Annotated in this window: 12 protein-coding genes; 2 read left to right on the top strand and 10 right to left on the bottom strand. The window is 70.7% G+C overall.

Going from position 1 to position 14,166, the window contains the following annotated elements; genetic code table 11:
• The 3 genes from IPL40_00325 to ccoN are packed head-to-tail and all read right to left on the bottom strand — an operon-like array spanning window position 1 to window position 3,094.
• A complete protein-coding gene (locus IPL40_00325) occupies window positions 1-606 on the bottom strand; it encodes a c-type cytochrome (GenBank protein MBK8479616.1) in 606 nt (201 codons plus the stop codon).
• Entirely contained in the window at window positions 603-806 is a 204-nt protein-coding gene (locus tag IPL40_00320; protein ID MBK8479615.1) for a cbb3-type cytochrome c oxidase subunit 3, read from the bottom strand. Before IPL40_00320 ends, IPL40_00325 begins: the two co-directional genes overlap by 4 nt.
• Complete coding sequence (gene ccoN, locus IPL40_00315; GenBank protein ID MBK8479614.1) at window positions 803-3,094, bottom strand: cytochrome-c oxidase, cbb3-type subunit I; 2,292 nt, start codon at window positions 3,092-3,094, stop codon at window positions 803-805. Before ccoN ends, IPL40_00320 begins: the two co-directional genes overlap by 4 nt.
• Window positions 3,095-3,512: 418 nt before the next feature.
• On the opposite strand from ccoN, the gene IPL40_00310 reads away from it, so the two are divergent.
• Entirely contained in the window at window positions 3,513-4,556 is a 1,044-nt protein-coding gene (locus IPL40_00310; protein MBK8479613.1) for a sulfate ABC transporter substrate-binding protein, read from the top strand.
• Between the two features lie 80 nt (window positions 4,557-4,636).
• Window positions 4,637-5,500, top strand: a complete 864-nt coding sequence (gene ttcA, locus IPL40_00305; GenBank protein ID MBK8479612.1) for a tRNA 2-thiocytidine(32) synthetase TtcA — start codon at window positions 4,637-4,639, stop codon at window positions 5,498-5,500.
• A gap of 45 nt (window positions 5,501-5,545) precedes the next feature.
• Here ttcA and IPL40_00300 read toward each other — a convergent pair whose 3' ends face one another.
• The 7 genes from IPL40_00300 to IPL40_00270 all read right to left on the bottom strand — a co-directional run bounded on the left by IPL40_00300 (window position 5,546) and on the right by IPL40_00270 (window position 13,983).
• Entirely contained in the window at window positions 5,546-7,462 is a 1,917-nt protein-coding gene (locus tag IPL40_00300) for a tetratricopeptide repeat protein (GenBank protein ID MBK8479611.1), read from the bottom strand.
• Window positions 7,384-8,163, bottom strand: a complete 780-nt coding sequence (locus IPL40_00295; protein MBK8479610.1) for a hypothetical protein — start codon at window positions 8,161-8,163, stop codon at window positions 7,384-7,386. The genes IPL40_00300 and IPL40_00295 overlap by 79 nt, the downstream gene beginning before the upstream one ends.
• Before the next feature lie 48 nt (window positions 8,164-8,211).
• Window positions 8,212-8,910 (bottom strand): response regulator transcription factor, encoded by a 699-nt coding sequence (locus IPL40_00290; protein MBK8479609.1) that lies wholly within the window; start codon window positions 8,908-8,910, stop codon window positions 8,212-8,214.
• Window positions 8,907-9,851, bottom strand: coding sequence for a sensor histidine kinase (locus IPL40_00285; protein ID MBK8479608.1), 945 nt, complete (start codon window positions 9,849-9,851; stop codon window positions 8,907-8,909). Before IPL40_00285 ends, IPL40_00290 begins: the two co-directional genes overlap by 4 nt.
• A gap of 77 nt (window positions 9,852-9,928) precedes the next feature.
• On the bottom strand, window positions 9,929-11,557 hold the full coding sequence (locus tag IPL40_00280; GenBank protein MBK8479607.1) for a B12-binding domain-containing radical SAM protein: 1,629 nt from the start codon (window positions 11,555-11,557) through the stop codon (window positions 9,929-9,931).
• A gap of 34 nt (window positions 11,558-11,591) precedes the next feature.
• Window positions 11,592-13,238: an ABC transporter permease subunit gene (locus IPL40_00275; GenBank protein ID MBK8479606.1), complete on the bottom strand. Its 1,647-nt coding sequence runs from the start codon at window positions 13,236-13,238 to the stop codon at window positions 11,592-11,594.
• A gap of 1 nt (window position 13,239) precedes the next feature.
• Window positions 13,240-13,983 carry an ABC transporter ATP-binding protein gene (locus IPL40_00270; GenBank protein MBK8479605.1) on the bottom strand — a complete coding sequence of 248 codons (744 nt, stop codon included), beginning with the start codon at window positions 13,981-13,983 and terminating at the stop codon, window positions 13,240-13,242.
• Between the last annotated feature and the right edge of the window lie 183 nt (window positions 13,984-14,166).

Here is a 14,166-nt window from a genome sequence, read left to right as displayed (position 1 = left end):
TCACTGATTACTGAAGGCCGTCACCGCGTCGCCCTGCGGCGCCTTGCCGTCTGCGGCGAAGGTCCCGCGCAGCGTCGCGACGTAGGCCGTGAGCTTCAACAGCTCGGCCGGCTGCAGCAGCTTGCCCCAGGCGATCATGCCCTTGGCCACCACGCCGTCGCGGATCGTCTGGTAGAGGTCGACGCGCCCGCTGCCGTGCAGCTGATGCAGGTCGGTGAGGTTGGGGCCGATCTTCCCCTCGCCGTGGGTGCCATGACAGGGCATGCACTTCGCGAGGAAGAGCACTTTGCTCTCAGCGATCGCCGCGGGGTCGCGGGCGAGCCGCGCCAGCAGCGCCTCGTCGACCTTGCCGGCCCGCGCCGCCAACTTCGCCTGCTGCTCGTTGAAGGCCGCCATGTCCTCGGCATAACCCGCCGTCTCGGACTGCCCAGGGCCCCCACCGTGATAGAAGACCCAGTAGCCGAGCGCGAAGACGATGCTGGCGATGAAGAGCCAGACCCACCAGCCGGGCAGCGGGTTGTCGTACTCCTCGATCCCATCGTAGGCGTGCCCGAGCAGCCGGTTCTCATCGATCGGGGCAGGCGTCTGCGACTCGCTCGCGCTCACGGCTCTTCTCCTAGCGGCAGCGTCGGGTCGTGCGGGTTCCCGTCCTCGAGGGGCAGGCGGCGCATCCGCTCGTAGCGGCCACTATGACGACGCGCCAGCGTATACAGCAAGATGCCAGCGAAGACCGCAAAGAAGATAACCAGCGCCACCTCGGCATAGAACGCCAGCCCCGCGCGCGCGACCGACTCCGAGAGGCTCAAGGGCTCGCTCCGGCGCCAGCGGCAGCGCCGGCCGCCAGCGGCGGCGCCTTGAGGTCGGTGCCGAGCCGCTGCAGATAGGCCGTCAGCGCGATGATCTCCTTGCCCTCCAATCCTGCCGCGCCGCCCTCCTTCACGACCACGGCGGCGAGCTCACGAGCCTGCGCCCTGGCCAGCGCCTCGGCTCGCGTCAGCGCTGCCCGATCGTAGGGCACCCCGATCATCGCCATCGCGTCGACGCGCCGCTGAATCACGCCGAAATCAAGGTCGTGCTGCAGCAGCCAGCCGTAGCTGGGCATGATCGAGCCGGACTGAATCGAGCGCGGATTGTCCATATGCCCGACGTGCCAGAGATGCGGATACTTGCCGCCGACCCGGTGCAGATCCGGGCCAATGCGGCGGCTGCCCCATTGAAAGGGGTGGTCGTAGACGAACTCGCCGGCCTTGCTGTACTCGCCATAGCGCTCGGTCTCCGCGCGAAAGGGGCGCACCATCTGCGAGTGGCAATTGTAACAGCCCTCGCGCAGGTAGATGTCGCGGCCTACCAGCTCGAGCGGCGTGTAGGGGCGCACGCTGGCGATCGTCGGCACGTTCGATCGGATCAGGAAGGTCGGCAGGATCTCGAAGAGTGAGGCGACGACCACCGCGAGCACCGTCAGCACCGTCAGCAGCAGCGGCAACCCCTCCCAGCGGCGATGCCAGTAGCCGAGCAAGAGCTTCTCCAGGCGGATCCCGATCTGCGCCACGGGCGCGTGCGACGCCTCGAGCGGGGAGAGCGGCGGCGGCGGCTCGACGAAGTCGGGGGCCAGCGCGGGCGCCGTGTAGCTGGGCTCAGCGTATTGGGCCGGGCGACGCTGCCAGGTCCGCAGCAGGTTGTAGCCCATCAGCAGCGCGCCGCTGAGATAGAGCAGGCCGCCAAGGGCCCGCACCCAATACATCGGCAGCAGCTTGACCACCGTCTCGACAAACTCCGGGTAGGCCAGGCGACCGCTCTCGTCGAAGGCGCGCCACATCAGGCCCTGCGTGATCCCCGCGGTCCAAATCGAGACGACGTAGAGCACGATGCCGATCGTCGCGATCCAGAAGTGCGTCGTGGCCAGCGCCTTGCTGTAGAGCTCAGTCTGGAAGATGCGGGGAGCGAGCCAGTAGAGCATGCCGAAGATCATGAACCCGACCCAACCGAGCGCTCCCGCGTGCACGTGTGCGATCGTCCAGTCGGTGTAGTGCGAGAGCGCGTTGACGCTCTTGATCGACATCATCGGGCCTTCGAAGGTCGACATGCCGTAGAAGGTGATGGCGACGACGTAGAACTTCAGCACCGGCTCCTCGGCCACCTTGTTCCAGGCGCCGCGCAGGGTCAGCAGGCCGTTGATCATCCCGCCCCAGGAGGGCATCCACAGCATCAGCGAGAAGACCATCCCCAGCGTCGAGGCCCAGCTCGGCAGGGCCGTGTAGTGCAGGTGGTGCGGCCCGGCCCAGATGTAGAGGAAGACCAGCGTCCAGAAGTGCAGGATCGAGAGCCGGTAGGAGAAGACCGGGCGCTCGGCCGCCTTGGGCAAGAAGTAGTACATCATGCCGAGGAAGGGCGTGGTCAGGACGAAGGCGACGGCGTTGTGGCCGTACCACCACTGCATGAAGGCGTCCTGGACGCCCGCGTAGATCGAATAGCTCTTCAGCGCACCGGCGGGAATCGCCAGGCCGTTGAAGATGTGGAGCAGCGCGACCGTGACGATGCTGGCGATGTAGAACCAGATCGCGACGTAGAGGTGGCGCTCGCGGCGGCGGGCGATCGTGCCGAAGACATTGATCGCGAACACGACCCAGACGACGGCAATCGCGAGGTCGATCGGCCACTCGAGCTCGGCGTACTCCTTGCCCTGCGTATAGCCGAGCGGCAGCGTGATCGCGGCCGCGACGATGATCGCCTGCCAGCCCCAGAAGTGGATCGCGCTGAGCAAGCCCGAGAACATCCGCGCCTTGAGCAGGCGCTGGCATGAGTAATAGACGGCGGCGAAGATGCCGTTGGCGGCGAAGGCGAAGATCACCGCGTTGGTGTGCAGCGGTCGCAAGCGGCCGAAGCTCGTCCAGGGCAGCCCGAAATTGAGCTGATGCAGTCCGAGCTGCAAGGCCAGCAGCAAGCCGACGGTCATCCCCACGATACCCCAGACGACCGTCGCCAAGACGAAACGGCGCACGATCCCGTCGTCGTAGCTGAAGCTCTCCTGCGGCAGGGCTTGGGCCTCGGGCCCGCTCTTTGTCGTCACCACTTCGTCCTTGGGATAGCCCGTCATTCTTGGGGCAACCGTCGTCGGCGCAGCTCGCGGCGGGCGGGCGTTGGGCGCACCCGCCGCCGGTGCGACGCGCGCTGCCGACCCACGGGCGGGCATGGTCGCAACTCGGCCGGTTTTTGGCAATCCGCCATTAGCGCCGCCGCTCGTCAACCAGGGCGCGGGGAAGGCACGGCGCCGCGCAGCGCGCGTTGCCTCGGTGTGGCGGCCCAGCGGTCGCGCCGACGGGCTGGGCGCGGAGAGCGGCGCTCGCCACCCTTCGCTTGGCCTCCACCTGCGTCGTCGGCTATCACGTTCAGCGCACCTCCGGTCGTAGCCGGATGACGAGCAAGCACCTGCCCGGCGGTCAGGGTGCTGAGCTCGAGCGCCTCAGTTGGCTGCAGGATCGCCGCGTCGTCGCTTCGACGTTGAAAGGACGCCCATGCACATGCGCATCAGCGGCCGCGAGCGCCCGCGCGCCAGGCCGCGACTCGCGGTCGCCAGCCTCGTCCTCTTGACGGCCTGCCACGGTGAGCGGGGTTCGGGAAGGGGCGACGCTACGCTGCTCAATGTCTCCTATGATCCGACGCACGCGCTCTTCAGCGCGCTCAACGCGGCCTTCGCCCGGGCTTGGCGGCGACGGACCGGTCGATCGGTGACGATCCATCAATCGCATGGCGGCTCCGGCAAGCAGGCGCGCGCGGTGATCGACGGGCTCGAGGCGGACGTCGTGACGCTGGGCCTGGCCTACGACATCGACGCCATTGCGCGTGCGGGGCTGCTCGCCGCGGACTGGCGGCGGCGCCTGCCCGAGCAGGGCGTGCCCTTCACCTCGACGATCGTCTTCCTCGTGCGCCGCGGCAACCCGAAGCAGCTGCGCGACTGGGACGATCTCGTGCGACCCGGGGTCGCGGTGATCACGCCCAACCCGAAGTCCTCCGGCGGGGCGCGCTGGAACTACCTCGCCGCCTGGGGTTATGCGCTGCGCCGCCCCGGCGGCACGCCCGAAGGGGCGCGAACCTTCGTCAGGGCGCTCTATCGCAATGTCCCGGTGCTCGACGCCGGCGCCCGCGGAGCGACCACGACCTTCGCGCAGCGCGGCATCGGCGACGTACTGATCGCCTGGGAGAGCGAGGCGCTGCTGGTGCTGCAAACCCTCGGCGCCCGGCGCTTCGCGCTCGTGCGCCCCTCCCTCAGCATCCTCGCCGAGCCGCCGGTGGCGCTCGTCGACCGCAACGTCGACCGCCATCGGAGCCGCGCCCTGGCGGAGGCCTACCTGCGCTTTCTCTACACCGATGCGGCCCAGGAGCTCGCCGCGCGCCAGGGCTATCGGCCGCGCGCCGCGCCGCTGCTGGCACGCTTCGCCGAGCGCTTCCCGCCGGTCGCGCTCTTCACCGTCGAGGAGGCCTTCGGCGGCTGGGCCCGCGCCCAGGCCGAGCATTTCGCCGAGGGCGGGACCTTCGACGAGATCTACGCGCGCCGCTAGCGCGCGCCGGGGGCGATTGCCGGGGGCGATTGCCGGGGGCGATTGCCGGGGCGCGGCGGATCGACTATCAGGAGACGATGATGGCGCCCTCCACCAGCACCGACCGCGCGATCCCGACGCAGTTCGAGCCGACGCAAGACGAGCTGCCGCGCCTGGAGCGCAAGCTCGCCCGCGCGCTCGGCCAGGCCGTCGCCGACTTCGGGATGATCACCGCCGGCGACCGCGTGCTGGTCGCGCTCTCGGGAGGCAAGGACTCGGCGACCTTGCTCGAGCTGCTGCTGCGGCTGCAGCGCCGGGCACCCATCGCCTTCACCCTCGAGGCTGTCAACCTCGACCCTGGCTACGCCGACTACCAACCCGAGGTCGTCCGTCGCTTCGCCGAGGAGCGCGGCGTGCGCATCCACCTACTGCGCGCGCCGGTCGAGCAGCTCGTCGCCGAGAAGTTGGCCCCGGGACAGGCCGCCTGTCCGCTCTGCTCACGCATCCGACGCGGCGCCTTCTACACGCTGGCGCGGCGCGAGGGCTTCACCAAGTTGGCGCTCGGCCACCACCTCGACGATCTGCTGGAGACGCTGCTGATCAATCTCTTCTACGCTGGGACGCTGCGCGCGATGGCCCCGGCGTTGGCGCCGAAGGATGGCCCGCCGACCGTGATCCGGCCGCTCTGCTACGCGCTCGAGCGCGACATCGCGGCCTACGCGGCAGCACGACAGCTCGCGGTGATTCCCTGCGCCAGCCCGCACTGCGGCGCGAGCGACCGCCGCCGCCAGGTGATCAAGCACCTGCTGGCCACGCTCGAGCACGACGACCCCGACCTGAAGCAGCGCATGCGCAAGGCGCTGGCCAACGTGCAGCCCGCCTCGCTGCTCGACCCCCGCCTGCTGCGCCTCGCGCGCGCCGCGGGCCTGGGCGTGGCGCACGCCACGACCGACGACGCGTTCTGACGGACGCTGGGTTTCCGCTGCCCGTGCGCGCCGGGCGAGCACCGCCTAGCGAGCGCCCTGGACTTGCTCCAGCCGCTCGAGGTTGAGCCGCGCTCGTGCGTAGCCAGGCGCGAGGGTCAGGGCCTGCTGGAAGGCCTGACGCGCGGCGCCGAGCCGCCCTTGCTCGAGCTCGATCAGCCCGAGGTTGTTGTAGCTATCGACCAGCTCCACGCCGGCGCCGATGCTGCGCCGATAGAGTTCCCGCGCCTCGTCGAACTCGCCGCGCAGTTGCAGCAGCCGCGCCAGGCGGAAGAAGACCAGCGCGTAGCCCGGGTTGACCGCCAGCGCTCGGCGATACATCAGCGTCGCGCGCGCGGGATCGTAGAAGCCACTGTCCCGCCGCTCATAGATGTCACCGAGGTTGTACCAATCGCTGAAGGCCGCGCTCTGCAGCTTGGTCGCGCGCTGAAAGAGCGCGTGCGCCGCTCGGTAATGGCGCCGGTCGAGCTGGGCCGCGGCGAGGTTGCTCAACGCGCGCGGACTATCGGGGTAGAGCGCGACCACGCTCTGCCACGTCGCCACCGGATCCCGAAACTGGTAGCTGCGCCGCGCCGAGACCAGGCCGAAGGCGCAGAGGACCAGGCCCGCCAGCAGCGCCGGCCCGTAGTGCCAGAGCCGCTCGCGCCGGTGCGCTCGGCCTCCGCCCGCGTTCGAGCGGGTCGCCTGCCGCAGTTGCTCTACCACCAGCACCAGAAATAGATAGAGCCCGACGCTGGGCAGGTACACCCGGCGCTCGACCATCGCGTCGACCGTCGGCATCAGGCTCGAGGTCGGCGCCAGCTGCAGAAAGAACCACAGCAGCGCGCAGGCCGCTGAGGCTGCGAAGGCCCCGCCCTTGAGCGCCAGCCGCAGCGTCGCCAGGAGCAGAGCGAGCAAGACCACCCAAGGCAGGCCCACGCGCGGCAACCAGCTCCCGGCCACGTGGCTGCCGAAGGCGTGGTCGAGGCTCAGGTCGATCGGCACCAAGAGCCCACCGATGTAGCGCAGCACCACCTCCGGCTGCGCGGCCAGGTAGTCCCAGCGGTTCCAAAGGTAACGCACGCCCTCGACGTCCCCGATCAGGCCGAAGTAGCTCTGTCGCCAAGCGAGATACGCCCCGACGATGGCGAAGAGGCCGAGGTGCGTCAGCGCCTGCCGACGCAGGGCCGACCAACGCCCTGCCGCCAGCACGAAGTAGTCAGCCGCCACGATCGCCAGCGGCAGCACAGCCAGCGACTGCTTGGCAAAGAGACCCGCGAGCAGGCTGCTCCACGCCGCCAGGCGCCAGCGCCACGGCATCGCGCTCGAGCGCCCGCGCTCGCTGCCGCGCACGAAAGCCATCAACGCCAGCAGGCTGAAAGTCAACGCCAACACGTCCGTCAGCGCATAGCTGTAGATCGCCGTGCCGACGTTCAGCGGCGAGAGCGCGAAGAGCGCCGCCACCACGAAGGCGGGCGTCTCCGCGGCACGCTCCGGCCAGAGCCGGCCCAGCAGCCAGCGCGCGCAGACAAAGACCAGCACCGCGTTCAACGCGTGCAGCAGCAGGTTGAAGAGCGTGAAGCCAAAGGGCTGATTGGGCGCGAGCCACCAGATCAGCGTGTAGAGCGCGAAGACCACCGGCCGCGACGGATCGTTGCGGTCGAAGTTGAAGTACTCGGAGGGCGGGTAGATCAGCCGATCCCAGAGGTGACCGAGCTGCCGCAGGTCCGGATTCAGCCCGATGCGCGAGACGGCGTCGAGGTAAAAGGGCGCCTGCAACGCCCAGCAGGTCGCGCCCAGGCTCAGCAGGACCAACCATAGCGGGCGGCTGCCGAGGACGCGCCTCCAGCGCGCCGGCGTGGGTCCCTGCTGCTCGGCGAGGGTCGTCATCGCCGCCGCCGACGACGACGCGGCGCGCCAGCCGTCGCTGACGGCACGCTCGCCGAAGCGCCAGCGACCGTGCATCGCGGGCCCCCACACCACCAGACCAAGGCCGCGAGCAAGCCCCCCCCCAGCAGCGCCAGTGCGTAGGACAGGCCGATCGCCGGGACGTCGCGCGGAGGCAGGCGCGCGCCCGCAGCAGGGAATGACGAATCAAGCGACGCCGACCCCGCTGGGGCCGCGCCTGGCGGCGCCGCCGCGGGCGACGAACCCGCGTACGAGCGTTGCAGCTTGTCGGCCTCCATCAACACGGCGTCGTCGAGGCTCGCCAGCAGCGCGCCCAGACCGACCCGCAGCAGCGGGCCGATGAAGCCCGCGTTGCGCTCCTCCGCGGCGATCACCAGCGGCAGCGCCGGATTGCGCGCCCGCTCGGCTGCGACCATCTCGCGCCAGCCCTCCAGCGCGCCGCGCTGGCTTGGTTCGCTATCGAGCCCCAGCTCGAGCTGCAGCGCGATCCCCAGTCGGCGCGGCACCGCCGCGAAATAAGTCTGGACCCGCGTTAGCGCCTCGCGACCGCGGGGCGTGTCCTCGAGCACCATCCGCACAGCCAGCGCGTCGGGATCGCGAGGCCGACCGGCACCTCCGTCCACCGGCGCGGCGCTCGCAGAGGACAGCACCGCCAGCGGCAGCAGCCAGGGCGCCAGCAGCACCACCCAGCGGCCGCGGACCGCGCGTCGCCCGCCGGCAAGCGCTGGTCGTGAACGTGGTGGTGAACGCCGTCGCATTGGGCCCCTCGTACCTCAACCCCTGGGCCGGCTCAATCGCTTCGCGGCTCAGACGGGGAGGTCGAAACGGTACCCCGCACCGCGCACGGTGACCAAATAGTCGGGGTGCGCCGGATCGCGCTCGAGCTTGACGCGCAGACTGCGGACGAAGTTATCGACTGTGCGCGCTGTGCCCTCGTAGTCGTCGCCCCAAACCGCGACCAGGAGCTGGTCCCGCGAATGAACCCGCCGCGGGTGGCGCGCCAGGTAGGCCAGCAGGTCGAACTCCTTGGCGGTGAGCAGCACCTCCTGCCCCGCGCGCCGCACCTGATGACCATCGAGATCGAGCTCCACTTCCCCACAGCGCAGCACGGCCGCCGCGCGCCCGCTGCGCCGACTGCGCCGCAGGGCCACCTGGATCCGGGCCGCCAGCTCGGCCACGCTGAAGGGCTTCGTCATGTAGTCATCGGCGCCGAGCCCGAGCCCGTCGAGCTTGTCGTGCACCTCGCCGCGCGCCGACACGATGATCACCGGCATCTCGTGGCCACGCTCGCGCACCTCCGCCAGCAGGTCGAGCCCCTCCATCCGCGGCAGCATGCGGTCGAGGACGATCAGGTCGGGCGCGCTCGCCAGCGCCTGCCGCAGACCGTCGGCGCCGTCCCGCGCCAACAGCACCCGGTAGCCCTCCGCCTCCAGGTTGAGCTGCAACCCGAGCGCCAGCGAAGGGTCATCCTCGACCACGAGAATCGTCGCGAGGGCGCTGGTCATCGCGGACCACCACGGCGCGCGGCCCTCCCGACCGGAAGGTGCATCGTGAAGGTCGTACCGGCGTCCTGCTCGCTCTCCACGCGCAGCCTGCCGCGATGCCCCTGCACGACGCGCCGCACGATCGCCAGGCCCAGGCCAGTGCCCTGGCGCGCGGGGTCGTGCGCCGGGACGCGGTAGAAGCGCTCAAAGATCCGCTTTCGCTCGCTCGGCGGTATCCCAGGTCCCTGATCCCGCACGGCCACCACCACCTCGCCCGCCACGCCACGCGCCTCGATCCGCACCGGCCCGCGATCCGCGCCGAACTTGATCGCGTTGTGCAAGAGGTTGCGCAGCGCGGCCAGCAGCGCCTCGCGATCGCCATCGATCGGCGGAAGTTCCGCGGCGAGGTCGACCTCGAGCCGTGGGGCGGGCCCAGCGGTCGTCTGCGCCAAGACCGCCGCGACTGCCTCCTCGACCAGCGGGGCGAGCTGCAGGGGCTCACGCTGCAGCACCGCGGCTCCGCTCTCGAGACGCCGCCAGCTGAGGATCCGGGCGACCAGGTCCTCGAGTCGATGGACCTCGGCGGCCAGCCGATTCAGCACCGCGTTGCGCTGCTCGGGGGCAGGTGCACGACCGAGCGTCAACGTCTCGACGAGCAGGCGTATACCCGCCAGCGGCGTGCGTAGCTCGTGCGAGACGTTGGCGATGAAGTCCGTCTGCATCTCGGCGAGGCGTGCCGTCCGGCGCAGATAGAGCATCGAGAGCACACCGCCGGTCAGCACCATCGCGGCGAAGCAGAGCACCAGCACGCCGAAGACAATGTCGAAGGGCGCGCGCCAGAGCACCAGGGCGATGATGCCCACCGCCAACGAGAGCAGCGCAGGCACGATCACCGCCGCCAAGAGCAGCCAGAGCAGGGCGCCCGTGCGCAGCAAACTATGGTGCTTGAGCCTGCGTGCCATGATGCTGTCGGGCGCCCTGCGCGGGAGCGACCGCCGCGACCGCGCGGGGCTATTCTTGCGCAGCAGCGAGCGCGCGGCTAGCCCTCAGCGTGGAGCGCCGCGACCGCCGCCGCTTGGCCCGACCGCGGCGCCCCGCCCTGGCGCCGAGCCGGCGCCGGCACGCCCGGCGCGTCGGCCGCTGCCGCACGCTCCAGCGCCAGCTCGGCCCGCGCCTGGGCCAGGCGCGGCAGCACCTGCTCGCGCGTGTAGCGGATCATGTGCTCGCCCATCACGACGTGACCGACGACCCAGGTGAGCTGATGGGGCGCCTGCCGGAGGGCTCGCGCCAGCAGGCGCCAGAACTCAAGCCGGTAGGGAGCGCGGATGCCAACCTGCCAGACGCAGCGCGCCATCGTCATCAGGTGCCAGGCGCGCAGCCGCTTGCCGCCGCCGGGCAGACGCGGCGCCGCGCCGACGAAGGCCGCGCAGCGCGCGTAGTAGGCCGCGGGCGAATAGAGCGCGGCGAGCAGCGCGGCGTAGCCGCTGAGCAGCAGCGCCTCATCCATCGCCGGCTCGAAGTTCGGGCGGGCGAAATGATCACCGCTGGTGCTGCTGCGCAGGCGCCCTTCGCGGGCGAGGCGCCGCCATAACGCGGTGCCCGGCAGCGCGATGAGCAGGCCGATCATCGCCAGCGGCAAGGGTGCGCCGTCGAGGAAGGCGCGCTGGGCCGCGAAGGCCTCCACGCCATCGCTGTCGAAGCCGACGATGAAGCCTCCCATCACCTCGAGGCCGGCCGCCGTCAGGCGCTCGACGGCCTCGTGGAGGTCGAGCGCGAGGTTCTGACGCTTGCCGGCGGCGGCGAGCGCGGTGGCCGAGGGCGTCTCGATGCCGAGGAAGACCGCCGTGAACCCCGCCCGCACCAGGGCGCTGACCAGCTCGCTATCCGCCGCGAGGTTGACGCTGGCCTCAGTGTAGAGCTCAAAGGGGAAGTCCCGCGCCCGTTGCCAGGGCTCGAGCGCGGCGAGCAGCGCGCGCACCGACGCCTTGTTGCCAATGAAATTGTCGTCGACGAAGAAGACCGACCCGCGATAGCCACAGGCATAGAGCGCGTCGAGCTCGGCGAGCACCTGCGCGGGCGCCTTGACCCGCGGCACGCGGCCAAAGATCTCGATGATGTCGCAGAACTCGCACTGAAAGGGACAGCCGCGCGAGTACTGCACGCTGATCGAGGCGTAGGCCTCGAGGTCCAGTAGCTCGAAGCGCGGAATCGGACTGCTCGCGAGCGGGGGACGCTCCTCGGCGACGAGCACACGCCTCTCGCCACGCGGCAGGGTCAACGCTGCTACCAGCTCGTCGATCCGCCCCTCTGCCTCGCCGCAGAACACGACGTCGGCGTCGGCGAACTCCTCGGGCGTCGTGGTCGGCGCCGGCCCACCGACGACGGTGCGGCGCCCGAAGGCGCGGGCTCGCCGCACGACCTCGTGCATCGAGGGCGCCTGGATGCGCATCCCGCCGACGAACACGACCTCCGCCCAGAGCAGGTCCTGATCGTCGAGCGGCCGCACGTTGAGATCGATCAGCCGCGGCTGCCACGAGCGGGGCAGCAAGGCCGCCAGCGTGATCAGCCCCAGCGGCGCCAGTGAGGCCTTTCGACCGATCAGGGGCATGCTGTGCTGGAAGCCCCAGTAACTGACGGGAAAGGCCGAATAGACCAGCAGGATCTTCATCCCCGCAGGCTAGCGCCGCGAGGTCACCGTCAGGTCACCGTCGCGGCGCGGCCGGCGGGAGGCGCAGGCCGCGCGGCGTGGCGAGGCGCTCGAGCGCAAAGAGCGCTGCATCGAGGGCCAGCGCCAGCAGGGCCGCCGGCAGCGCGCCGCTGAGCACCAGGCGAAAGTCGTTCATGCTCAAGCCGCTGACGATCGGCTCACCGAGCCCGCCCGCGCCGATGAAGGCGGCGAGCGTGGCCGTGCCGACGGTGATCACGGTGGCGGTGCGAACACCCGCCAGGATCACGGGAACGGCCAAGGGCAGCTCGACCCGCCGCAGGAGCTGGCCCCGGGTCATCCCCAGCCCCAGCCCGACCTCGAGCAGGCGCGGGCGAACGGCGCGCAGTCCGGTGATCGTGTTGCGGACGATCGGCAGCAGCCCATAGATCAACAAGGCCACGATCGCCGGTCGCGTGCCGATGCCGAAGATGGGCAACATGAAGGCCAGGAGCGCGAGCGAGGGCACCGTCTGCAGCGCCCCGGCGAGGCCAAGCACCAGGCTCGCGAGCCGTGCGCGACGGGCGGCGAGCATTCCCAAGGGCACGCCGATCAGACAGGCCAGCAGCGTCGCCACGCCGGTCAGGAGCAGGTGCTGGCCGGCGAGGCTCAGCGTCTTGCGCGCCCGCGCCCGCATCAGGCCGCCGAAGCTACGCGGCCGCGCGTCGTGATGGACCGCGACCGTCCCGAGGCCGAGGCGCGACAGGAGCCGCGCGGCGACGCTGTTCGGCGTACGGCCCAGGCCCTCGACCTCGGCATTGAGCTGGCACATCGTGTCGGCGTCGATCCGCCCGGCGATCAAGGACAGCGTCGACTCGAGCCCCGGGAAGCGTCGCAGCGCGTCGCGCCGCACCAGCGGCACGGCGTCGTAGGGCGGAAAGAAGTGCTGGTCATCGACGAGCACGAGCAGCCGCTCACCGCTCAGCTTGGCGTCCGTGGCGTAGGCGTCGAGGACGTCGATCGCGCCCTCCTCCAGCGCGCGATAAGCGAGATCATGATCGAGCTCGACGAGCTGCCCCACCTGCAGCACGTACTGCTGCCGCAGCCCCGGCAAGCCGTCGGCGCGCCCAACGAACTCAGGCGAGAAACCGAAGCGCAGCGGCCGCCGGGCGAGGTCGCTCATGCGCGTGATCCCGAGCTCGAAGGCGCGATCGCGACGCATCGCCAAGGCATAGGTGTTGTCGAAGCCGAGCGGCGCCAGGACGGCGACGCCGAAGCGTCGTTCGAGCGCGGCGCGCACGGTCACCAGCGCCGGCGCCGCGGCCAGCGCACGCCGATCGCCGAGGATGCTGCGCAGCGCCGTCCCGCTGTACTCGACATAGAGATCGATCGCGCCATGGGTCAGCGCACCGAAGCAAATGTCGGTCCCGGCCAGATTGAAGCGGCGGTCGACCTCGAGCCCGAGGTGGCGCTCGACGAGCTGCGCCAGCACCTCGGCGAGGATCGCGCTCTCGGTGAAGCGCTTGGCGCCGACCACCAGCCGCGGAGGACTCGGCGTGGCGGCGAGCGCGCTCGCGCCACCAGCGCCGCCAACGCTCCCAACGCCACCCAGGTGGAGGGCAAGCGCAAGGGCCGCCGCGACGACGCAGGCGCGCCGTGCCCCAAACGACCGCCGCCTCGCGGAGGAGCGCCGGCAGCGTCTCATCTCAGGCCTCCAAGCCGGGCAGGGAGCGCAGCAGGTCGCTGACCAGCTCGTTGCCGGGTTCCGCGCGCAGCTCGGCCGGCGTGCCCAGCGCCTGCAAGCGCCCCTCCGCGAGCACGGCGACCTGATCGGCCAGCCGAAAGGCCTCGCCGATGTTATGCGTCACCAGGACGATCGTCTTGCGCAGCTCGCGCTTGATCGCCAGGAACTGCTGCTCCAGGCGGCGCCGGCTGATCGTATCGAGCGCTGAGAAGGGCTCGTCCATCAGGACGACCTCGGGATCCGCGGCCAAGGCCCGCGCCAGCGCCACCCGCTGGCCCTGCCCCCCCGAGAGCTGCGCGGGATAGCGGCCCGCGAAGGCCTCGGCCGGCAGGTCGACCCAGGCGAAGAGCTCCTCGACGCGCGCGCGCAGCCGCGCCGGCGCCCAGCCCAAGAGGCGCGGCACGAGGGCCACATTCTCGCCAGCGGTCAGGTGGGGAAAGAGCGCCGCGTCCTGGATCACGTAGCCGATCCGGCGCCGCAGGGTGACCGGATCGACCTCACGCACGTTCTGCCCCTGAAAGAGCACCGCGCCCCCGTCCGGCTCGACGAGGCGATTGATCAGCCTCAGCGTCGTCGTCTTCCCCGATCCCGAGGGACCCAGGAGCGCCAGCGTTTGACCCTGCGCCACGCTCAGGGTCAGCTCATCGAGCGCCGCACGGCCCTCGAAGCGCTTGCTGACGCGCCAAAGCTCGATCATCGGCGACATGCCGCGTGCCCGCCTTCCCTGCGCAGGTCGTTCTTCGACTGAAACGAATCTCGGTGGTCTAGCCCGCCAGCGCCGCCTCAGGCAACCTCGCCGAGGGCAACCTCGCCGAGGGCCAGCACCGAGAGCGAGCGCCGGAGAGGTCGACCGCCGCCGGCGCGCCTTGACGCTGGCCGAAGGCTGCTG

The sequence above is a fragment of the Pseudomonadota bacterium genome (assembly GCA_016711215.1).
In the GTDB taxonomy this organism is placed as follows: Bacteria; Myxococcota_A; Polyangia.
Note: the sequence above shows the minus strand (reverse complement) of the source record. Positions and strands in the feature narration are given on the sequence as shown.